The organism is Plantibacter sp. MDV22-iso1 (assembly GCF_058408345.1).
Genome location: NZ_JBZVDY010000003.1, coordinates 404202 through 424978 on the forward strand (window position 1 = coordinate 404202; position 20777 = coordinate 424978).

At 69.0% G+C, this 20777-nt stretch carries 19 protein-coding genes; 6 read left to right on the top strand and 13 right to left on the bottom strand.

What is annotated here, in order from left to right; translation table 11 throughout:
* Positions 1-35: 35 nt before the first annotated feature.
* From AC4PMY_RS16670 to AC4PMY_RS16715, 10 genes are all read right to left on the bottom strand, one after another.
* Entirely contained in the window at positions 36-308 is a 273-nt protein-coding gene (locus AC4PMY_RS16670) for a PTS sugar transporter subunit IIB (RefSeq protein ID WP_064294838.1), read from the bottom strand.
* Positions 305-772, bottom strand: a complete 468-nt coding sequence (locus AC4PMY_RS16675; protein ID WP_064294837.1) for a PTS sugar transporter subunit IIA — start codon at positions 770-772, stop codon at positions 305-307. Before AC4PMY_RS16675 ends, AC4PMY_RS16670 begins: the two co-directional genes overlap by 4 nt.
* Before the next feature lie 120 nt (positions 773-892).
* On the bottom strand, positions 893-2050 hold the full coding sequence (locus AC4PMY_RS16680) for an adenosine deaminase (RefSeq protein WP_491623233.1): 1158 nt from the start codon (positions 2048-2050) through the stop codon (positions 893-895).
* A 62-nt stretch (positions 2051-2112) separates the two neighbouring features.
* The gene (locus AC4PMY_RS16685; protein WP_079002875.1) at positions 2113-3405 is read right to left on the bottom strand and encodes a thymidine phosphorylase; all 1293 of its coding nucleotides are present in this window, start codon (positions 3403-3405) and stop codon (positions 2113-2115) included.
* Positions 3402-3821, bottom strand: coding sequence for a cytidine deaminase (locus AC4PMY_RS16690; protein ID WP_064294834.1), 420 nt, complete (start codon positions 3819-3821; stop codon positions 3402-3404). The genes AC4PMY_RS16685 and AC4PMY_RS16690 overlap by 4 nt, the downstream gene beginning before the upstream one ends.
* A 2-nt stretch (positions 3822-3823) precedes the next feature.
* On the bottom strand, positions 3824-5125 hold the full coding sequence (locus AC4PMY_RS16695) for an ABC transporter permease (RefSeq protein WP_064294833.1): 1302 nt from the start codon (positions 5123-5125) through the stop codon (positions 3824-3826).
* Positions 5122-6408 carry an ABC transporter permease gene (locus AC4PMY_RS16700; RefSeq protein ID WP_079002876.1) on the bottom strand — a complete coding sequence of 429 codons (1287 nt, stop codon included), beginning with the start codon at positions 6406-6408 and terminating at the stop codon, positions 5122-5124. The genes AC4PMY_RS16695 and AC4PMY_RS16700 overlap by 4 nt, the downstream gene beginning before the upstream one ends.
* The gene (locus AC4PMY_RS16705) at positions 6405-7919 is read right to left on the bottom strand and encodes an ABC transporter ATP-binding protein (protein ID WP_064294832.1); all 1515 of its coding nucleotides are present in this window, start codon (positions 7917-7919) and stop codon (positions 6405-6407) included. The genes AC4PMY_RS16700 and AC4PMY_RS16705 overlap by 4 nt, the downstream gene beginning before the upstream one ends.
* A gap of 140 nt (positions 7920-8059) precedes the next feature.
* Complete coding sequence (locus tag AC4PMY_RS16710; protein WP_064294831.1) at positions 8060-9166, bottom strand: BMP family lipoprotein; 1107 nt, start codon at positions 9164-9166, stop codon at positions 8060-8062.
* 296 nt (positions 9167-9462) lie between these two features.
* The gene (locus tag AC4PMY_RS16715; RefSeq protein WP_491623234.1) at positions 9463-11169 is read right to left on the bottom strand and encodes an ABC-F family ATP-binding cassette domain-containing protein; all 1707 of its coding nucleotides are present in this window, start codon (positions 11167-11169) and stop codon (positions 9463-9465) included.
* Positions 11170-11432: 263 nt separating this feature from the next.
* Here AC4PMY_RS16715 and AC4PMY_RS16720 point away from each other — a divergent pair, with 263 nt between their 5' ends.
* A complete protein-coding gene (locus AC4PMY_RS16720; protein WP_491623235.1) occupies positions 11433-12443 on the top strand; it encodes a LasA N-terminal domain-containing protein in 1011 nt (336 codons plus the stop codon).
* Between the two features lie 40 nt (positions 12444-12483).
* On the opposite strand, the gene AC4PMY_RS16725 is transcribed toward AC4PMY_RS16720, so the two are convergent.
* Together AC4PMY_RS16725 and AC4PMY_RS16730 are read right to left on the bottom strand one after the other, a co-directional pair.
* Entirely contained in the window at positions 12484-12972 is a 489-nt protein-coding gene (locus tag AC4PMY_RS16725; RefSeq protein ID WP_491623236.1) for a hypothetical protein, read from the bottom strand.
* A gap of 12 nt (positions 12973-12984) precedes the next feature.
* A complete protein-coding gene (locus AC4PMY_RS16730; RefSeq protein ID WP_064294827.1) occupies positions 12985-14100 on the bottom strand; it encodes a mannose-1-phosphate guanylyltransferase in 1116 nt (371 codons plus the stop codon).
* A gap of 107 nt (positions 14101-14207) precedes the next feature.
* Here AC4PMY_RS16730 and corA point away from each other — a divergent pair, with 107 nt between their 5' ends.
* The 5 genes from corA (at position 14208) to AC4PMY_RS16755 (ending at position 19000) form a co-directional block, all read left to right on the top strand.
* The gene (gene corA / locus AC4PMY_RS16735) at positions 14208-15332 is read left to right on the top strand and encodes a magnesium/cobalt transporter CorA (protein ID WP_071262530.1); all 1125 of its coding nucleotides are present in this window, start codon (positions 14208-14210) and stop codon (positions 15330-15332) included.
* Between the two features lie 224 nt (positions 15333-15556).
* A complete protein-coding gene (gene sdhC, locus AC4PMY_RS16740; RefSeq protein ID WP_079003985.1) occupies positions 15557-15955 on the top strand; it encodes a succinate dehydrogenase, cytochrome b556 subunit in 399 nt (132 codons plus the stop codon).
* Positions 15955-16401: a succinate dehydrogenase hydrophobic membrane anchor subunit gene (locus tag AC4PMY_RS16745; RefSeq protein WP_064294824.1), complete on the top strand. Its 447-nt coding sequence runs from the start codon at positions 15955-15957 to the stop codon at positions 16399-16401. Before sdhC ends, AC4PMY_RS16745 begins: the two co-directional genes overlap by 1 nt.
* A gap of 26 nt (positions 16402-16427) precedes the next feature.
* Positions 16428-18230, top strand: a complete 1803-nt coding sequence (gene sdhA / locus AC4PMY_RS16750; protein ID WP_064294823.1) for a succinate dehydrogenase flavoprotein subunit — start codon at positions 16428-16430, stop codon at positions 18228-18230.
* Between the two features lie 2 nt (positions 18231-18232).
* Positions 18233-19000: a succinate dehydrogenase iron-sulfur subunit gene (locus tag AC4PMY_RS16755; RefSeq protein ID WP_064294822.1), complete on the top strand. Its 768-nt coding sequence runs from the start codon at positions 18233-18235 to the stop codon at positions 18998-19000.
* A gap of 84 nt (positions 19001-19084) precedes the next feature.
* Here the strand turns inward: AC4PMY_RS16755 and ptsP are convergent, their stop codons facing one another.
* Positions 19085-20743: a phosphoenolpyruvate--protein phosphotransferase gene (gene ptsP, locus AC4PMY_RS16760; RefSeq protein WP_064294821.1), complete on the bottom strand. Its 1659-nt coding sequence runs from the start codon at positions 20741-20743 to the stop codon at positions 19085-19087.
* Positions 20744-20777: the final 34 nt, after the last annotated feature.

A 20777-nucleotide genomic window follows, 5' to 3' on the forward strand; every position in this document is an offset into this window, starting at 1 on the left:
GTGGTGTGCGGCCCGGAGACCGGGGCGCACACCACTCAGCCGATGGCGCGTTCGAGCTTCTCGGTGAGTTCGGCGAGGTCGAAGTAGTTGTCGATGACGACGATGTCGGCGAAGGTCTTGCCGATGCGCTCGACGAGCTCCGGCGAGGTCAGGATCACCTGGGCGTCGGCCGCGGTGGTGCCGAGGCTCTCGATGTCGCCGGCGACGACGTCGGCCTCGAGGTCGAGGCGTTCGAGCGCGCGTTCGGCGTTGAGCTTGAGGATGGCCGAGGAGCCGACTCCCGAACCGCAGACGGCGACGATCTTCATGCCTGGCCCCCGCCGGACAGCGGTGACGCACCGAACACGGCTCGCACCTCGTCGAGCGTCGTGGCCGCAGCGAGCCGCGGGATGGCGGTCTCGTCGTTGAAGACGTTGGCGATCTCCGCCACCCAACCCACGTGTGACTCAGCGGTGGTGACCGCGAGGCCGAGGACCACCGAGACGGGGTCGTTGTGGGGGTGGCCGAACCGGACCGGAGCAGCGAGGGTCGCGACGACGAGGGCGTCCTCGTGGACGTCGGCGCCCGGTCGGGCGTGCGCGAGCGCCAGGCCCGGCGCGATCACGACGTACGCGCCGAATTCCTCGACGACGTCGATCATCCGTTGCGTGTACGCGACGTCGGTCGCGCGGGTGTCGGACAGCAGCGCTCCGGCTACGCGGATCGCCTCGCGCCAGTCGTCGGCATCGACGTGGAGCGCGACGCTGGCTTCGGACAGTTCTGGGAGTGGCATCGCTTCAATCAGAGGATCGGTCGACCCGAGTGGATCGGAACCATCGTAACGCTCCGAGGCTGGAAGCCTGCCGCGCAGGTGCCGCCCAGGCGGTCGCCGGAACAGCACCTGCCGACATCGTCAGTCCTCGTCGTCGTCGAGGAACTCGTCGAACGCTTCCGAGATGCGGTCCGCCAAGGCCTCGCGGATCTCCAACGGCTGGAACGTCGCGGCGGCGGCGTTCAGCTGGAAGGTCTCCAGGTCGGTCAGGTCGTAGTCGAACGCCTCGGAGAGGAGCGCGAGCTCCTTCGTCAGGCTCGTGTCGCTCATGGTGCGGTTGTCGACGTTGACCGTGACGGCGAAGTCGAGCTGGTAGAGCAGGTCGAACGGGTGGTCCTCGAGCTCCTCGCCCCAGGCCGCGATGGCTCCGGTCTGCAGGTTCGACTGCGCGCTGAGCTCCAACGGGATCTTGCGGTCGCGGACCCACTCCGCGACGGGACCGAGCGTGGCGTAGAGGGACTCGGCGTCGTCGCGCTCGATGAAGATGTCCTCGGCGATGCGGACACCGTGGCCGAGTCGCAACGCACGGCCGTCGAGCAGGGCGCTCCGGATCGACTCGATGCCGTCGGCCTCTCCCGCGTGGACGGTGACCGGGAACAGCTCGGCCGCGAGGTAGTCGAACGCCAGGCGGTGCTTGCTGGCGGGGAAACCCGCCTCGGCGCCGGCGATGTCGAACCCGACCACGCCGCGCTCGCGATGACGCACGGCGAGCTCAGCGATCTCGAGCGCACGGTCGGCGTGCCGCATGGCCGTGACGAGCTGACCGATCTGGATGTCGGAGCCGGAGTGGGCCGCGTCCTTGACACCGAGCTCGATACCCTCCTGGACGGCCTCGACGACCGCGTCGAGGCTGAGGCCGCGGGTGAGGTGCTGCTCAGGAGCCCAGCGCACCTCGCCGTAGATGACGCCGTCCGCAGCGAGGTCCTGAACGAACTCGCGCGCGATGCGGACGAGCCCCTCCTCGGTCTGCATGACCGCGGTGCTGAGATCGAAGGTCTTGAGGTACTCGACGAGCGAACCGGCGTTGCACTGCGTGTAGAACCAGTCGGCCAGGCCGTCGGGGTCCGACACGGGGACGTCGACACCGATGGCCTCGGCCAGCTCGATGATCGTGGCCGGCCGCACACCACCGTCGAGGTGGTCGTGGAGCGAGATCTTCGGGAGCGCGCGGAGGTCGACGCCGGAGAGGGGGGATTCGTCTGCAGAGGTCACGGGGTTCACTGTACCGCTCACGCGCATCCTGCGACATGGCTCAGTCCGTCGCCTCGAGGACCGGGCGACGGACTGAGCGTCTGCGGCCGTCAGGCCTCGATGCGGGCCCGGACGATGGGGCCGCGCGGCGGCGCGGTGTCCTCGATCGTGTAGGCACCCTCGAGAGCCTCGAGCGCCCGCGGGAAGCGGGCGGCGTCGTCGGCGCTCAGCGTGAAGAGCGGCTGTCCGGCCCGGACCTCGTCACCCGGCTTCGCGTGCAGGTCGATGCCCGCCGCGTGGATGACCGGGTCCTGCTGCCTGGCCCGACCGGCACCGAGGCGCCAGGCCGCGATGCCGAACGGCAGTGCCTCCTGCGTCGCCAGCACGCCGTCGCGCGATGCCGTGACGACGTGCGTCTCCTTGGCGACCGGCAGCGGTGCGTCCGGGTCGCCGTCCTGTGCGCGGATCATACGCTTCCAGACGTCCATGGCCCGACCGTCCGCGAGGGCGCCCTCGACGTCCGCGTCCGGCTGCCCGGCGAGGGTCAGCATCTCCCGCGCGAGGGCGAGGGTCAACTCGACGACGTCCGCCGGACCACCGCCCGCCAGGACCTCGACGGACTCGCGGACCTCGTTCGCGTTGCCGATCGCGAGACCGAGCGGGACGTTCATGTCCGTCAACAGCGCGGTCGTCGCCACACCGGCGTCCGTCCCGAGCGCGACCATCGTGCGCGCCAGTTCCTCGGCGCGCTCGTAGTCCTGCATGAAGGCGCCGGAGCCGAACTTGACGTCGAGGACGAGCGCCCCGGTACCTTCGGCGATCTTCTTCGACATGATGCTCGACGCGATGAGCGGGATCGCCTCGACCGTGCCCGTCGTGTCGCGCAGGGCGTACAGGCGCTTGTCCGCCGGGGCGAGACCGGAACCGGCGGCGCAGATGACCGCGCCGACGTCCGCCAGCTGCGCCATCATCTCGTCGTTCGTCAGCGCCGCGCGCCATCCCGGGATGCTCTCGAGCTTGTCGAGCGTCCCACCCGTGTGCCCGAGCCCGCGGCCCGACAGCTGCGGCACCGCGACGCCGAACACGGCGACGAGCGGGGCGAGCGGCAGGGTGATCTTGTCGCCCACGCCGCCGGTCGAGTGCTTGTCCGAGGTCGGCTTGTCGAGCGACGCGAAGCTCATCCGCTCACCGCTCGCGATCATCGCCATCGTGAGGTCGCGGATCTCGCGCCGCTCCATGCCGTTCAGCAGGATCGCCATCGCCAGCGCCGACATCTGCTCGTCGGCGACGTAGCCCCGGGTGAAGGCGTCGATCAGCCAGTCGATCTGCGGCGTCGACAGCTCACCGCGGTCGCGCTTCGTGCGGATGAGGTCGACGACGTCGAATGCTTCTACGGAACTCATGCGTGGTACTCCTCGAGTTGACGTGGTCCGAAAGCGTCCGGCAGGACCTCGTCGATGGTGCGGATGCCGGAGACGGTGTCGAGCAGCATGCCCGCCGTCGAGTGTTCGTACAGCAGCTGTCGGCAACGGCCGCACGGCATGAGGCGTTCGCCCTTGCCGTCGACGCAGGCGAACGCCACGAGGCGTCCTCCGCCCGACATGTGGAGCGCGGAGACGAGCGCGCACTCAGCGCACAGCGTCAGGCCGTAGCTGGCGTTCTCGACGTTGCAGCCGGAGATGATCCGGCCGTCGTCCACGAGGGCGGCCGCGCCGACCGGGAAACGGCTGTAGGGCACGTAGGCGTGACCCATCGCCTCCCGGGCCGCGGTGTGCAGCGCCTCCCAGTCGACGGGTGGCGTGGTCGTCGTGTCGCTCACGGTCAGCCCTTCACGTAGGGCTTGCCGGCGGCCGCCGGTCCGCGGGAGATGCCGACGAGTCCGGCGACCGCGAAGATCGTCACGACGTACGGCAGCATGAGCATGAACGCGCTCGGCACCGGGGAGCCGATGGCGCTCAGCGCGAACTGGAGGTTCTGCGTGAAGCCGAACAGCAGCGCGGCGAGGGTCGCCTTGAGCGGGTCCCAACGTCCGAAGATGACCGCCGCGAGTGCGATGTAGCCGGCACCCGCCGTCATCTCCTTGTTGAACGCACCGACCGAGCCCAGGGTGAAGTAGGCCCCGCCGAGGCCGACGATCGCGCCCGCGAGCGCGACGTTCCAGAAGCGCGTCCGGTTCACGTTGATGCCCACGGTGTCGGCCGCCTGCGGGTGCTCACCCACGGCGCGCAGGCGGAGGCCCCAGCGCGTGTAGAACAGGCAGAAGAACACCACGGCCACGGCGATGTACATCAGGTAGATGATGATCGTCTGGCGGAACAGCACGGGTCCGATGAGCGGGATCTCGCTGAGGATCGGGATGTTGATCCGGGGGAACTTCGGCGGGCTGTTGAAGAGCGCCTCGTTCTTCGTGAGCACCTGCGAGTACAGGAAGCTCGTCAAGCCGACGACGAGGACGTTGAGCACGACACCGACGATGACCTGGTCGACGAGGTACTTGATCGAGAACGCCGCGAGCAGGAAGCTCACGAGCGTCCCGGCGATCATCGCCGCGACGAGCCCGAGGAAGGCGTTCCCCGTCACCGAGGCGACGAAGGCGGACGAGAACGCGCCGGCGAGCAGCTGTCCCTCGATCGCGATGTTCACGACGCCGACCCGCTCGGAGATGACGCCGCCGAGCGCGCCGAAGATGAGCGGGACGCTCAGCGCGACCGTGCCGAGCAGGAGCCCGGTGATCGGGATCGCCTTGCCCGCGGCGGCCCACGACAGGAACCCGACCATGAACAGCACCCCGAACACGGTGATGAGCCAGAGCGGGATCTTCTTGCCCGTGGTGACGAGGTACGCGCTCAGCGCCGCGATGGCGGCCAGGAGGATCGTGACGACGATGCCGGTGACCGTGGACGGGAGCACGACCGTCGGCAGTTGGATGACGTCGCCGTCACTGGAGAGCCGGAACGTGCTGTTGCCGTCGCGGTGCCAGATGACGAACAACAGGAACGCGATGACGGTGAAGATCCCGAACGCGATCGGAGCCTTCCAGCTGCGGACGACGACCGTCTCGAGGACGATCGGGGCGTCGGGAGCCGGCTGCGGCGTCTGCTTGTCGAGCGTGAATCCACTCATGCGGACACCTCCTTCTTGGCGGAGCGACGCGTTCGGCGCGTCGAACCGTCGGGCTTCGGCAGGAAGAAGATCGCCCGCACGAGCGGCGGAGCCGCGATGAACAGCACGATGAGCGCCTGGAGGACGAGCACGATGTCGATCGGCACGTTCACGCCCTGGGTGGCCTGCATGGAGTACCCGCCGGCCTTGAGTGCACCGAACAGGATGCCGGCGATGAGGATGCCGCCCGGCCGGCTGCGTCCGAGCAGCGCGACGGTGATGGCGTCGAAGCCGATGCCGGCGTCGATGCCGTTGTCGAACCCGGAGGTCACCGTTCCGAGCACCTGCGAGACGCCGGCGAGACCGATCAGTCCGCCGGAGAGCAGCATGGCGTACACGTAGGTGTTCTTCACGTCGATACCCGCGACGCGCGCGGCGTTCGGGTTCTCACCGACCGCTCGGAAGCGGAACCCGATCGACGACCGGCTGAACAACCACCACACGAACACGACCGCGAGGATCGCGATGAGGAAGCCGGCGTGCAGGTTGTAGCGGTCTCCGAGGAGCTTCGGCAGCACCGCGTTCGGTGCCATCGCAGCGCTCTTCGGCACGTTCGAGCCGGGAGCCTGCAACAGCCCCTGCGTGGAGAGCATGAAGGTGATGAGGTAGAACGCGACGTAGTTGAGCATGATCGTGATGATCACCTCGTGCGCACCGGTGCGGGCCTTCAGGACACCGACGATGCCGCCCCAGAACGCGCCACCGATGATGCCGGCGGCGATCGCGACGAGCAGGTGCACCACGGGCGGGAGGTCGAGCGTGAAGCCGACCCATCCGGCGCAGGCGGCGGCGATGAGCATCTGACCACGCCCACCGATGTTGAACATGCCGACCCGGAACGCCAGGCCGACACCGAGTCCGGCGAGGATCAGCGGGGTCGCGAAGGTCAGCGTCTCCGTCAGCGGGCGGATGCCGTTCAGGAAGTCCGGGCGCTTGAAGTTGTAGATCGACCCCTGGAAGAGCGCGCCGTACGCACCGGTCGCCGACTGCCAGACCGCCGCGATGGTGTCACCCGGGCGCGCGAAGAAGTACCCGGCGGCGGTGTGGACCTTCGGATCGGTCAGCGCGATGAGGATCGCACCGACGACCATCGCCAGGACGACGGCGAGGATCGAGATGACGATGCTCGAGTTGAGGATCTCGGCGAGCACCTTGTTCGAGCGCGGCTGGGTCGTGTCGGGCTTCGCCTCACCCGGTGCCACCGGCTGGACCGTTCCGGGCGGGGTGTGGGACGTCTCGCTCATGCTGCTGCTCCTGCCGGGAGTTCGCCGGCCATCATGAGGCCGAGGACCTCTCTGGGGGTCGATGCCGGGACGATCCCGACGATACCGCCGCGGTACATGACGGCGATGCGGTCGGCGAGCGCGACGACCTCGTCGAGCTCGGTCGACACGACGATGACGGGGATGCCTGCGTCGCGCGTGGCGACGATGCGCTTGTGCACGAACTCGATCGAGCCGACGTCGATGCCGCGGGTCGGCTGTGCGGCGACGAACAGCCGCAGCTCACGGCTGAGCTCACGGGCGAGGACGACCTTCTGCTGGTTGCCGCCGGACAGGGAGCCTGCCGGCGATTCGATGCCCTGCGACCGGACGTCGAACTCCTGCGACTTCTCGCGGGCGAACTCGTCGCGGAACCCGCGCTGGACGTTGCCGCCCTTCACGAAGGGCGCACCGGTCGATCGGTCCAGCATGAGGTTCTCGGCGATGGTGAACTGTTTGACGAGCCCGTCCTCGGACCGGTCCTCGGGCACGAACCCGACGCCGGCGTCGAGCACCTTCCGTGGGGTGGACCCGACGAGTTCGACGCCGTCGAGCTTGATGCTGCCCTTGGTGTGCGGCTGCAGCCCGAGGATCGCCTCGGTGAGCTCGGTCTGTCCGTTGCCCTGCACGCCGGCGATGGCGAGCACCTCGCCCTCGCGCACCTCGAAGCTGACGCCGTTGACGACGAGCTGGCCGAGGTGGTCGACGACGGACAGGTCCTGCACGGTGAAGGTGGTGTCGCCGAGGTTCGGCGCCTCCTTATGGACCGTGAGTTCGACGGGACGCCCGACCATGAGGGACGCCAGCTCGGCGTTCGTCGCGGTGGGCGAGGCCTCGCCGACGACCTTGCCGAGGCGGATGACGGTGATGCGGTCGGCGACTTCGCGGACCTCGCGCAGCTTGTGGGTGATGAAGACGATGGACGTCCCCTCCTCCTTGAGCTGCTTCATGATCGCCATGAGCTCGTCCGTCTCCTGCGGCGTGAGCACGGCGGTGGGCTCGTCGAAGACGAGGACGTTGGCGTTGCGGGACAGCGCCTTGACGATCTCGACGCGCTGCTGCACCCCGACCGGGAGGTCGCCGACGATGGCGTCCGGATCGAGGCTGAAGCCGAACCGCTCGGAGATGTCGATGACGAGCTTGCGGGCCGCGGCGACGTCGAGGCGGCCACCGCCCTTGGTCTGCTCGTGGCCGAGCATGACGTTCTCGGCGACGGTGAAGACCGGGATGAGCATGAAGTGCTGGTGCACCATGCCGATGCCTGCGCCCATGGCGTCGCCAGGGCCCTGGAAGTGCTGGACGACGTCGTCCAGGAGGATCTCGCCCTCGTCGGCCTGATACAGGCCGTACAGGACGTTCATGAGGGTGGACTTGCCGGCACCGTTCTCGCCGAGGAGACAGTGGATCTCCCCCGGTTCGACGGTGAGGTCGATGTGGTCGTTGGCGGTGAGTGCGCCGAACCGTTTGGTGATGCCGCGGAGCTCGAGCTTCATGGGTCCCAATCTAGTCACGTGTCGGATGTCGGCACAGGCGGTCGGGATCGCCGTCCGACCGTGCCGCGGACAAAGCGGGGGGAGGTCGCGGATCGCGACCTCCCCCCGGAGTCCCGGGCGATGGCCCGGGTGAAGAGGGACTACTTGACGGGCGAGGAGACCGAGGTCGCCTTGATGGAACCGTCGATGATCCCCTGCTTGATCGTGTCGAGTTCGTCGGCCAGGGTCGGGGAGACCTTGGACTCGAAGTCGTGGAACGGCGCGATGCCGACGCCCTCGTTCTCGAGGGTGCCGATGTACGCGGCGGCGTCGAACTTGCCGCCACCCGCCTCGGTCACGACGTCGCCGACGCCGGCCTTCATGTCCTTCAGGACGGAGGTGAGGAAGAGGTTGCCGGTGTCCGCGTTCGTGACGAACAGGTCGGCGTCGACACCGACCATCGCGATGTCCTTACCGGTCTCCTGGATCTCGGCGATCGCGCTCAGGAAGATCGGGCCACCGACGGGCATGAGCACATCGGCGTTCTGGTCGATGAGCGTGCGGGCGAGCTGCTTCGCGGTGTCGTTGGCCTCGAAGCCACCGGTGAACGAACCGGTCTGAGCGGCGACGTCCCAACCGACGACCTGGACGCTCTTGCCCTTCTGCTCGTTGTAGTACGCGACGCCCTCGGCGAAGCCGTCCATGAAGATCTGGACGGACGGGAAGGGCTGGCCGCCGAAGGTGCCGACGACGCCGGTCTTCGAGTAGTCGGCCGCTGCGTAGCCGGCGAGGAAGGCGGCCTGGACAGTGTCGAACAGGATCGGCTTGATGTTCGGGGCGTCGACCTTGCCGTCGAAGTCGTTGTCGGCGGCGTCGTCGATGATCGCGTAGTCGATGTCGGGGTTCGCGAGTGCGGCCGTGACGGTGTCGGCGGAAAGGGCGAAGCCGACGCTGACGATGAGCGAGCAGCCCTGGTCGGCCAGGCTCTGCAGGTTCGGCTTGTAGTCGTCGGCCTTGTCGGACTGGACGGTGATGGGCTCGACGCCGAGCTCCTTCGCCGCCTCGGTCAGACCCTCGTAGCCGAGCTGGTTGAACGACTTGTCGGTGAAGCCACCGGCGTCGGAGACCATGCACGGGAGGAAGTCGGATGCGGCACCGGTCGAGTCGCCGTCGCCGGTGCTGGGAGCCGATGCGCAGCCGGCGAGCAGTGCCATGAGACCGACGCCGGCGATTGCGCCCGCAGCGGCCTTCCGAGTTGAGATTGCCAAGGTAGCCTCCAAGATGCAGCCCCGCGGGTCACGGGGCGTATGGGGTTACGTTACCCAATGCGACGACTGCCGGACGGACGATCCCGGCTTCGCGACCGAAGCGTTACAGAACGGTGGCACCGGCGTCATCCGCCGGAAACACGGCGATGCGCAGACGCGCATCACCGGACCGCGCTCCTGCGCACGTGAGCGCGGAGCGACCCCGTCGACGGGCGCCTTGCGCTCCGGGTAGCTGCAGTTCCGACCTGGGCACCGAGCGCGGCTCGGTGCCCAGGCAGGACCGACCGGGATCCCGGTCAGCGGCGGTCCAGCATCAGGGTGTCGCCGGTCCAGCGCCGACGGAGCCACCGGTCGTGGCTCGCGATGACGACCGCACCCGGGTAATCGCCCAGCGCGTCCTCGAGCTCCGTCGCGAGCGCGAGCGACAGGTGGTTCGTCGGCTCGTCCAGGAGGAACAGATGCGGAGGCCTCGCGATGATGAGCGCCAAGGCCAGACGGCGCTGCTGCCCGACGGAGAGCCGACCGATCGGACGGTCGAGATCGCGAAGCGCCAGGAGCCCGAGACCCGCGAGCGGGGTCCGCGCTGCACGCGCCTCGCCGAGCGTCCGGTCGTAGACCTCCCGAGGTGATCGATCCGCCTCCGGGAACGCGACGTCCTGCTCGAGGAGCCCCACCCGGAGCCCCTTCCGCCGGAGGAGGGTCCCCGCATCGAGACGCAGCGAACCGGCGAGCACCGACAGGAGCGTCGACTTCCCCGAACCGTTCGCCCCGGTGACCAGCACGCGCGACCGGGGCGCCAGCTGCAGGCGTTCGAGGTGCAGCCGGCCGTCGACGCGGGCGTCGGCGAGGTCGAGCAGCTGCTCCCCCTCGTCGAGGACCGTCGAGCCGCTCGGGATCCCTGCGAACGAGAGTTGGCGAGGCGGGCGCCGCACCTGCTCGCGCTCGAGGACCTCGAGTCTGAGCTGCGCGTTCCGCACCCGCCGACTGATCTGCTGCTCGACGCGGTCGCCTCGCATGCCGAACGCCATCCGGTTGTTGTCGCGGATGCCCCGATCGTGGTTGATCCGCGGGGCCACGTCGTGCACCGCGGACGCGAGCCGTCGCAGCTCGGCCTGCTCCTCCTCGTAACGCGTCGACCACCGGTCGAGTTCTGCGGCCTTCCAGCCGAGATACTCACTGAACGGCCCGCCGAACTCCACGACGCCGGACGCCTCGCCGACGGGGACCGGTCGGGACGGATCGATGTCGACGAGCCCCGTCGCCACCTCGTCGAGGAAGGCACGGTCGTGGCTCGCGAAGAGCACCGGCCCCGGCCACTCCGACAGGTGGGAGCGGAGGAAGGCGACCGCCTCGTCGTCCAGATGGTTGGTCGGCTCGTCGAGCAGCAGTGCGGTCGGTCTGGCGACGAGGAGCGCGGCGAGCGCGAAGCGGGATCGCTGTCCTCCGCTCACCTCACCGAGTCGTCGCGACCGTTCGATCGCGGCGATGCCGAGGCCGTCGACGACCGCGTCCAACCGGGCGTCCGCCGTCCAGACGTCCGCGCGTTCCGCCGCATCGAGCGCGGCGGCGTACCGCTGCTCGGCGGAACCGTCACCGGCGGTACCCCGCTCACCGAGTGACGCCGCCGACGTCTCGAGCTCCCGCTCGACGGCGCGGACCTCGCCGAGCGCCTGCTCCAGCAGCTCGCCGACCGTCGTGTCCCCCGGGAGTTCGAGTTCCTGCATGAGGATGCCGGTGCGCACCGGGCGGACGGCCTCGCCGTCGTCCGGCTCGTCGATCCCGGCGAGGATGCGCAGCAGCGTGGACTTCCCCGCGCCGTTCTCGCCGATCAGGCCGAGACGGTCCCCGGCCGACACGACGAGGTCGACGTCGCGCAACACGACGCGGTCGCCGTAGGAGCGGGTGACGCCGTCGGCGCGGAGCTGCTGGATGTCGATGGATCGCCCGAACCTCGAAGCGGTGCGGCGGTGGACTGGTGTCGCGTGGGTCACGGGTGCTCGCATGGAGGCCCCTTTCGAGATGGGGCACGCCGCGTACGGTCGTCGTCCGACACGTCGGGAGCGAGCGCTGGGCTCGAACTCCTGGGCGGACCTGGAAGCGTCTGGCGTACCTCGATGGATTCCCGCCGGGCACATCACGTTCGTGATGGTCTGCCGCAGGCGCGGGACGTCGATTCGCTCAGTTCTTCACAGTGCCTTCAGGCTATCCGTCGGTTGTCGGCCGCCGCAAGCCCTGCACGTCACCGGTCCCGATTAGGCTGGTCGTCATGCGTGCTCCGTCGGTCCCCTCGCCCGCGCGGCGTCGCCGTGCGCATCGATCGACCGCGGCCTGGCTGCTCGCCGCGCTCGGCATCGGTGCGCTCGTCGCACTCGGCGCACTGCCGACCACGCCGGCGACCGCGGCCGCTGCGAGCTCGCAGCTGAGCCGGACGCAGACGACGCCGACGCCCACCCCGAGTCCCTCGCCGACCACGCCCTCGACGGCGACCCCGAAGCCGACGAAGCCGGCCACGCCGGCCCCCGGCAAGCCCACCCAGCCGGCGCAGCCCACGGTCCGCGGCACGGACTTCGACCCGGGCGAGATCATCAGCGACGCGAACTTCTACGACGCGAACGCCATGAGCGAGGCTGACGTCCAGGCGTTCTTCGCCTCCCAGCCCTGTACCCCGAAAGATGGCGTGCCGTGCCTGGCGGACTTCCGTGCCAGCACCGAGTCCGTCCCGGCGGCCGAGCCCGGACACTGCGAGGCCTACCGCGGTGCCGTGAACGAGTCGGCGGCGAGGATCGTCGCGAAGGTCGCCCACGCGTGTGGGATCAGCCCCAAGGTGCTGCTCGTCCTCATGCAGAAGGAGCAGTCGCTCATCACCGGGCCGAGCGAATACGGCTACGCGCGCGCCATGGGCTGGGGCTGTCCCGACACCGGCCCGAACTTCAGCGCGAGCTGCGACGCGGACTACTTCGGGTTCCAGAACCAGGTCTACCGTTCCGCATGGCAGTTCCGGCAGTACACGCTGTACCCGCTCAACGTGCCGGGTGAGTCCTACCAGCGGGCGTATCACCTGGGATCGGTCTACATCCAGTACAGCCCCGACGCTGCCTGCGGCGGCACCCAGGTCGACATCCGCAACCAGGCGACGGCCAACCTCTACCTCTACACGCCGTACCAACCGAACCCCGCAGCCCTCGCGAACGTCTCGGGCACGGGCGACGCCTGCAGCGCCTACGGCAACCGCAACTTCTGGCGGCTCTACACGGAGTGGTTCGGCCCCGCGATCTGATCGCCCCGTCGGTCCGCCCGTTCTCGGGCGAACTGACGGGTCACTCGCCGATGAGGAGTGAGACGCGGTCGTCGAGGTAGGCGTCGAGCGGGGTGAGCCCGAGGTCGTGCCCGGCCCAGCGGAGCATGACCGTGTCGTCGACGAGGCGCAACGGACCCGAACCCTCCCGGAGTGACGCCTCGTCCAGCGCGAGCTCGACGACCTCGAAGTTGACGACGTCGCCTTCGGCGAACGGGCCGCGGTGCGCCGCCTGCTGCGCGATCCGACGGTGCTCGACCTCAGAGGAGCGGTGGTTGAACCACTTCGGCTCCACCGCCCGAGTGGACTCGGCCGCGGTGAAGAGGCGACCGTCGGCCGAGAGCAGGACGACCCCGAGGCGCCACGCCCGGCCGATCGGCCGCAGCGCGGGTGCCCGCTTCGTGAGCGGGAGTCCGCGGGGTGTGTAGACCTCCGCCAGAGCCTCGTCACGGACGCCTGCGGCCTGGAGACGCGCGGCCGCCTGCAGGAGCAGCTCGCGCAGCGCGGTCACCGCGGTCGCCGATCAGAGGACGTCGTCGCGACCGGACAGCTTGAGGGCGTCGACGACGCTCTTCACCCGCTGCGCGTTGGCACTCGTGGTGACGAGCAGGGCGTCCGGGGTGTCGACGACGACGATGTCCTGCACGCCGATGAGGCTGATGACCCGACCGGTCTGGCTGACGACGATGCCGCTGGAAGCGTCCGAGAGCACGCGCGCGTTCTCGCCGAGGATGGCGAGGTCGGACTTGCGCCCACCGGAGTTGAGCTTGGCGAGCGAGGCGAAGTCCCCCACGTCGTCCCAGTCGAAGTGCGCCGGCACCACGGCCATGCGACCGGCGGCCGCGGCGGGCTCCGCCACGGAGTAGTCGATCGCTATCTTCTCGAGCGCCGGCCAGACGCGGTCGACGACCGGTCCGCGGGCCGCCGCGTCGTCCCAGACCTCGGCGAGTTCGAGGAGGCCGGCCAGGAGTTCGGGTTTCTGTCGGCCGATCTCCTCGAGCAGGACGTCGGCCCGCGAGATGAACATCCCGGCGTTCCAGAGGTGCTCGCCGCTCGAGACGTACCGCTTGGCCGTGGCGAGGTCGGGCTTCTCGACGAAGGAGTCGACCAGCATGACCCCTTCGGCTCCGCGGATGCCGAGGTCGCGGGCGCTCTTGATGTAGCCGAACCCGATGGCGGGCTCCGTGGGCTGGATGCCGATCGTGACGATGTAGCGCTCCTCGGCGGCCGTGACGGCCTGGGCGACCGCGGCGCGGAACAGCCGGTCGCCGCGGATCACGTGGTCGGCGGCGAACGAGCCGACGATGACGTCGGGTTCGCGGCGGACGAGGATCGCGGCGGCGAGCCCGATCGCGGCGGTCGAGTCGCGCGGCTCGCTCTCGAGGACCACGTTGGCGTCGGCGAGGTCGGGCAGCTGCTGTTCGACGGCCGCTCGGTGCGCACGCCCGGTGACGACCATGATGCGCTGGTCGCCGGCGATCGGCGCGAGGCGGTCCCAGGTCGCGCGCAACAGCGTGCTGCCGGAGCCGGTGAGGTCGTGCAGGAACTTGGGTGCGTCGGCTCGCGAGAGCGGCCAGAGACGACTGCCGATGCCGCCGGCCGGGATCACTGCGTAGAAGCGTTCGAGGGGCGTGGTCATCCCCCGAGCGTACCGCCAGGCTCCACCCTGAGGACGACGGCACGGAAGCGTCATCTGACGGGTTTACGATGAGCGCCAGATCGAGCGTGAGAAAGAACGGTACGAGCATGGCTGGACGCAACGTCCTCGGGATCCCGATCCCGTCCTTCGGCAGCAAGCAGGCTCCCCCGGTCCCCGTCGGTCCGCCGGACGCAGCGGACCTCGACGGCCGCAACAGCATCGTCAACGCCTGCATCTACCGCCACGGATCCCGCAGCTCGACGCTCACCTCGCTCGAAGACACCTTCCGCGCACTCCATGAGACCCCGGACGGCGTCGCGTGGATCGGGCTCTACCGGCCCGACGCGGGCGAGCTCGGCGTCCTGGCGGCGGAGTTCGGTCTCCACCCGCTCGCCGTCGAGGACGCCATCACCGCGCACCAGCGGCCGAAGATCGAGCGGTACGACGACGTCCTGTTCGTCGTCCTCCGGGCCGCCAACTACGTCGACGAGACCGAGACCGTCGAGTTCGGCGAGTTGCACGTCTTCGTCGGCCCGAACTTCGTCATCACGCTGCGGCACGCCGAGTCCCCCGACCTCTCCCACGTGCGGGCGCGGATGGAGCAGGAGCACGAACTCCTCGCCTACGGTCCGCAGGCCATCCTGTACGCCATCATCGACGCCGTCGTCGACGGCTACGGCCCGGTGGTCGCCGGGCTCTCGAACGACATCGACGAGATCGAGGAGCAGGTCTTCGTCGGCGAGTCCCAGGTCTCCCGCCGGATCTACCAGCTCTCCCGCGAGGTCATCGCCTTCGAGCGGGCGACGCACCCGCTCAGCGATGTGATGCTGTCGCTCGAACAGGGCAGCGCGAAGTACGGCGTCGCCGACGAACTGCAACGCGGCCTCCGCGACGTCGCCGACCACCTCACGAGCGTCAACCAGCGGATCGACGCCTACCGTGAGCTGTTGCGCGACATCCTGACCGTGAACAGCACCCTCGTCGGTCAACGCCAGAACGAGGAGATGGCGAAGATGACCGAGGCGAGCCTCAAGCAGGGCGACGAGGTGAAGAAGATCTCCTCCTGGGCCGCCATCCTGTTCGGCCCGAGTCTCATCGCGGGGATCTACGGCATGAACTTCACCCACATGCCGGAGTTGTCGTGGTGGTTCGGCTACCCGATGGCGCTCGCGCTCATGGCCACCACGAGCGTCATCCTCTACAAGGTGTTCAAACGTCGGAACTGGTTGTGAACACCCGGTGTCGCCCGGTCGTCGCGCAGATGTCCGGCCTCTCTCGACGTCGAGACAGTTAGGCCAGCCTTAGCGGCGGGACGGCGCATCCCCCGCCTACACTTGGTCCAGCGCGCCGATTCGACGCACGGCAGGCAACAACCCCCGCACGGCAGAACGATCTGCCGCAGATAGCGACTATCAGGGAGGACCTCGTGACCGCGAGTCTCACGCGAACGTCACCGTTGGAATCCACGACATCCAAACGCCCGGCCGGCACCCTGTACCGGGGCCGTGAGGGCATGTGGTCGTGGGTGCTCCACCGGATCACCGGCGTCGCCATCTTCTTCTTCCTCCTCGTGCACGTCCTCGACACCGCGCTGGTGCGGGTCTCCCCCGAGGCGTACAACGCGGTCATCGGCACGTACAAGAACCCCATCATGGGGCTCGGTGAGGTCGCGCTCGTCGCCGCCATCGCCTACCACGCGTACAACGGCATCCGCATCATCCTCATCGACTTCTGGTCGAAGGGCACCAAGTACCAGCGGCCCATGTTCTGGATCGTCATCGGTCTCTGGGTCGTGACGATGCTGGGCTTCACGCCGCGCCACCTGATCAACGTGTTCAGCGAGATGGGCCACTGATGACGACGATCGCCGCTCCCCGCACCCCCGCCCGTCCCGCGCGCCGCAAGGGCGTCAACTGGGAGAAGTGGGGCTGGATCTACATGCGCGTCTCCGGCGTGATCCTGCTGGTCCTCATCTTCGGCCACCTGTTCGTCAACCTCATGGTGGGTGACGGCATCAAGGCCATCGACTTCGCCTTCGTCGGCGGCAAGCTCTCGAACCCCTTCTGGCAGTGGTGGGACGTCGCCATGTTGTGGCTCGCGCTGATCCACGGTGGCAACGGCATGCGCACCATCGTCAACGACTACGCCACGGGTCGCACGATCCGCGGCGTCCTCAAGGTCGCGATCCTCGCCGCCGTCACCATCCTCATCATCCTCGGGACCCTGGTCGTCTTCACCTTCGACCCGTGCCCCGCCGGCGCACCTGCAGACCTGCTCGCGTCGTTCTGCCCCGCCAACTGAGCAACCGAGACCGAGCAACGGAAACCGTGACTACAGAAACCACCGAGTCCACCGTCATCGACGGCATCCACTACCACCAGTTCGACATCGTGATCGTCGGTGCCGGCGGTGCCGGCATGCGCGCCGCGATCGAGGCCGGCCCCGGAGCGAAGACGGCCGTCATCTCCAAGCTCTACCCGACGCGGTCCCACACGGGAGCGGCGCAGGGCGGTATGGCCGCTGCGCTCGCGAACGTCGAGGAGGACAGCTGGGAGTGGCACACCTTCGACACCATCAAGGGCGGCGACTACCTCGTCGACCAGGATGCTGCGGAGATCCTCGCGAAGGAGGCCATCGACGCGGTCATCGACCTCGAGAACATGGGTCTGCCGTTCAACCGCACCCCCGAGGGCAAGATCGACCAGCGTCGCTTCGGCGGCCACACCCGCGACCACGGCAAGGCTCCGGTCCGCCGCGCCTGCTACGCGGCAGACCGCACCGGCCACATGATCCTGCAGACGCTGTTCCAGAACTGCGTCCGCCTCGGCATCAACTTCTTCAACGAGTACTACGCACTCGACCTGATCATGACGAACGTCGACGGCGTCGACAAGCCGTCCGGTGTGGTCGCGTACGAGCTCTCCACCGGCGAGATCCACGTCTTCCAGGCGAAGGCGGTCATCTTCGCCACCGGTGGCTTCGGCAAGATCTACAAGACGACCTCGAACGCACACACCCTCACGGGCGACGGCGTCGGGATCATCTGGCGCAAGGGACTCCCGCTCGAGGACATGGAGTTCTTCCAGTTCCACCCCACCGGCCTCGCCGGTCTCGGCATCCTCCTCACCGAGGGAGCCCGAGGCGAGGGTGCGATCCTCCGGAACGCGAGCGGTGAACGCTTCATGGAGCGGTACGCGCCGACCATCAAGGACCTCGCCCCGCGAGACATCGTCGCGCGCTGCATGGTCCAGGAGGTCGCGGAAGGCCGCGGTGCCGGACCGAACAAGGACTACGTCTACCTCGACTGCACCCACCTCGGTGCCGAGGTCCTCGAGACCAAGCTGCCCGACATCACCGAGTTCGCGCGCACCTACCTCGGCGTCGACCCGGTGACGGAGCCCGTCCCGGTCATGCCGACGGCGCACTACGCCATGGGCGGCATCCCGACGAACGTCAAGGCCGAGGTCCTGAGCGACAACAACACCGTCGTCCCCGGCCTGTACGCGGCCGGCGAGTGCGCGTGCGTGTCCGTCCACGGCTCGAACCGACTCGGCACGAACTCCCTCCTCGACATCAACGTGTTCGGCAAGCGCGCCGGCAACAACGCCGTCGAGTACGTCCAGAGCGTCGACTTCACGCCCCTGCCCGAGAACCCCGCCGGTTTCGTCTCCGGCCTCATCGAGCAGATGCGGAACTCCAACGGCACCGAGCGGATCTCCACGATCCGCAAGGAGCTCCAGGAGGAGATGGACCGCAACGCCCAGGTGTTCCGGACGGACGAGTCCCTCGCCGGCGTCACCGCCACCATCCACAACCTGCGCGACCGGTACCAGAACATCGCCGTCCAGGACAAGGGCAAGCGTTTCAACACCGACCTCCTCGAGGCGATCGAGCTGGGCTTCCTGCTCGACCTCGCCGAGGTCGTCGTCTACTCCGCTCGCAACCGCCAGGAGAGCCGTGGCGGTCACATGCGCGACGACTACCCGAAGCGCGACGACGAGAACTACATGAAGCACACGATGGCGTACCTGTCCGGCGACCCGCACTCGTCCGACGCGGCCGACCACATCCGGCTCGACTGGAAGCCCGTGGTCATCACGCGGTACCAGCCGATGGAGAGGAAGTACTAGCGATGAGCACTGCAACGCTCGAGAACCCGCCGGCCGCGGCACCGGAGGAGATCCAGTCCTTCACGGTCACCCTGATCATCCGTCGGTTCGACCCGGACGTGGACGCCGAGCCGCGCTGGGAGGACTTCGACGTCGAGATGTTCCCGACGGACCGCATCCTGGACGCGCTCCACAAGATCAAGTGGGAACAGGACGGGACCCTCACCTTCCGTCGCTCCTGCGCACACGGCATCTGCGGCTCCGACGCCATGCGGATCAACGGCCGGAACCGCCTCGCCTGCAAGACGCTGATCAAGGACCTCGACATCTCGAAGCCGATCTACGTCGAGGCGATCAAGGGTCTGCCGCTCGAAAAGGACCTCGTCGTCGACATGGACCCCTTCTTCGCGTCGTTCCGCGAGGTGCAGCCGTTCCTCATGCCCGGCAAGCCCGCGGAGAAGAACAAGGAGCGCGTGCAGTCGGTCGCCGAGCGCGCCCGCTTCGACGACACCACGAAGTGCATCCTGTGCGCCGCGTGCACCTCGTCGTGCCCGGTCTTCTGGACCGACGGCCAGTACTTCGGCCCGGCGGCGATCGTGAACGCGCACCGCTTCATCTTCGACTCCCGCGACGACGCCTCGCAGGTCCGCCTGGACATCCTCAACGACCAGGAGGGCGTGTGGCGCTGCCGCACCACCTTCAACTGCACCGAGGCGTGCCCCCGCGGCATCCAGGTCACGCAGGCGATCGCCGAGGTCAAGCAGGCCATGATCTCCGGCAAGGTCTCCTAGCCCACACCCGGTTCATCCGTCCGGCCCAGCGCACCGCGCTGGGCCGGACGTGTTCGTGCGAGAAGATCCGCGCGTCGAGCGACGTCAGGCCAGCGCGGCAGCTCTCGCTTCAGCAGGCGACGCGGCGCTCAGGGCGTCCATCGCCATGGCGCGAGCCGCCTCGAGCGTGTAGCGGCGCAGCTCGCTCCGGACGTCGCCGAGCGCGGCCGGGGTGACCGAGAGACTCGTCGCCCCGAGGCCGACGAGCACGACCGCGAGGGCCGGATCCGCTGCCGCCTCCCCACAGACGCCGATCGAGCGCCCTGAGGCGAGACCGGCGTCGCCGACGAGCTTGACGAGCCGCAGCACGGCCGGGTGCCACGGATCCTGGTACGAGCCAAGGGGCCCGAGGAGACGGTCCGCCGCGAGTGTGTACTGCGACAGATCGTTGGTCCCGATGCTCACGAAGTCCGCGACCCCGAGGATCTGCGCGGCGAGCAGTGCACTCGACGGCACCTCGATCATCGCCCCGACCGTGCGCAGCCCGAGCCGTTTGGCGAGGGTCACGAACGCCGCGGCTTCGGGAAGGTCGGCGATCATCGGGGCCATCACCCAGAGGTCCGCCTCGTGGGCGTCCTGTGCGAGCGCGAGCGCCGTGAGCTGGTCTCGGAGCACCTCGTCATGAGCGCGGAGCGCCCGGATGCCCCGCACCCCGAGCGCCGGATTGGGCTCGGCGTCGTCCGGTCGGAGGAAGGCGAGCGGCTTGTCGGCTCCGGCGTCGAACACCCGGACGACGACGCGCTTCCCCGGGAACGCCGCGAGCAACTCGCCGTAGCGGTCAGCCTGTTCGGCGACGCCAGGCGCCTCCGCGCGATCGAGGAAGAGGAGCTCGGTGCGGAACAGCCCGACCCCTTCAGCGCCGAGGGCCAGGGCACCGGGCGCGCCGGCGACGGACCCGAGGTTCGCGAGCAGGGGCACCGGAGTGCCGTCGGCGAGTTCGCCCGGCGAGCGCGGCGAGACCCGCACGCGCTCGGCCGCGGTGGACCGGGCCGACCGCACCTCGCGCTTCGTCGGCGACCCCGTGACGACCCCGGCCCCGGCGTCGACGAGGACGATCTCACCGTCCTCGAACTGCTCGGCTCCGGCGACGCCCACGACGGCGATGAGCGACTGCTCGCGCGCGAGGATGGCCGTGTGCGAGGTCGCCGAGCCGCCACTCGTCACGAGGGCCAGCACCCGATCGAGATCGAGGAGCGCGGCGTCCGCCGGAGCGAGGTCCGCGGCGACGAGGACGAACGGCTCGTCCGACTCGGGCGGGCCGGGGACAGGCCGACCGAGCAACCGCGCGATGACCCGTTGCGAGACGTCGCCGACGTCGGTCGCGCGCGCCGCCATCGGCTCCCCCAGGTTGAAGAGGACCTGCTGGACCGTCGCCAGGGCCTCGAACACGGCGCGCTCCGCGGAACGCCCCGCTGCGATGCGCGTCGCGACGTCCTCCGCGAGCGCCGGATCGTCGGCCATGACCGCCTGCGCTTCGAGCACGTCCTGCGCATGTCCGCCGGCTCGTCGAGCCCGCTCCTCCAGGTCGGCCCGCGTCGCGCTGAGTGCCGCGACGGCACGGGCCTGTTCGAGCGTGACGTCCCCGCCGAACGGGTCGGCACTCGGTTCAGGCAGCGGCTCAGGCATGCGGAGCACGGGACCGGCCACGACGCCGCGTCCGACGCCGGTGCCGGTGAACGTGCGTTGCCCCTCCGCCTCGCGCATGGTTCGACCCTAGTGCACCGCCTCTCCCCCGGTC

What these genes read in the sequence shown, in the direction of transcription:
- AC4PMY_RS16670 (WP_064294838.1), bottom strand. Translation starts at nt 308, where the DNA reads ATGAAGATCGTCGCCGTCTGCGGTTCGGGAGTCGGCTCCTCGGCCATC.
- AC4PMY_RS16675 (WP_064294837.1), bottom strand. Translation starts at nt 772, where the DNA reads ATGCCACTCCCAGAACTGTCCGAAGCCAGCGTCGCGCTCCACGTCGAT.
- AC4PMY_RS16680 (WP_491623233.1), bottom strand. Translation starts at nt 2,050, where the DNA reads ATGCGCGTGAGCGGTACAGTGAACCCCGTGACCTCTGCAGACGAATCC.
- AC4PMY_RS16685 (WP_079002875.1), bottom strand. Translation starts at nt 3,405, where the DNA reads ATGAGTTCCGTAGAAGCATTCGACGTCGTCGACCTCATCCGCACGAAG.
- AC4PMY_RS16695 (WP_064294833.1), bottom strand. Translation starts at nt 5,125, where the DNA reads ATGAGTGGATTCACGCTCGACAAGCAGACGCCGCAGCCGGCTCCCGAC.
- AC4PMY_RS16700 (WP_079002876.1), bottom strand. Translation starts at nt 6,408, where the DNA reads ATGAGCGAGACGTCCCACACCCCGCCCGGAACGGTCCAGCCGGTGGCA.
- AC4PMY_RS16705 (WP_064294832.1), bottom strand. Translation starts at nt 7,919, where the DNA reads ATGAAGCTCGAGCTCCGCGGCATCACCAAACGGTTCGGCGCACTCACC.
- AC4PMY_RS16715 (WP_491623234.1), bottom strand. Translation starts at nt 11,169, where the DNA reads ATGCGAGCACCCGTGACCCACGCGACACCAGTCCACCGCCGCACCGCT.
- AC4PMY_RS16720 (WP_491623235.1), top strand. Translation starts at nt 11,433, where the DNA reads ATGCGTGCTCCGTCGGTCCCCTCGCCCGCGCGGCGTCGCCGTGCGCAT.
- AC4PMY_RS16730 (WP_064294827.1), bottom strand. Translation starts at nt 14,100, where the DNA reads ATGACCACGCCCCTCGAACGCTTCTACGCAGTGATCCCGGCCGGCGGC.
- corA (WP_071262530.1), top strand. Translation starts at nt 14,208, where the DNA reads ATGGCTGGACGCAACGTCCTCGGGATCCCGATCCCGTCCTTCGGCAGC.
- AC4PMY_RS16745 (WP_064294824.1), top strand. Translation starts at nt 15,955, where the DNA reads ATGACGACGATCGCCGCTCCCCGCACCCCCGCCCGTCCCGCGCGCCGC.
- AC4PMY_RS16755 (WP_064294822.1), top strand. Translation starts at nt 18,233, where the DNA reads ATGAGCACTGCAACGCTCGAGAACCCGCCGGCCGCGGCACCGGAGGAG.
- ptsP (WP_064294821.1), bottom strand. Translation starts at nt 20,743, where the DNA reads ATGCGCGAGGCGGAGGGGCAACGCACGTTCACCGGCACCGGCGTCGGA.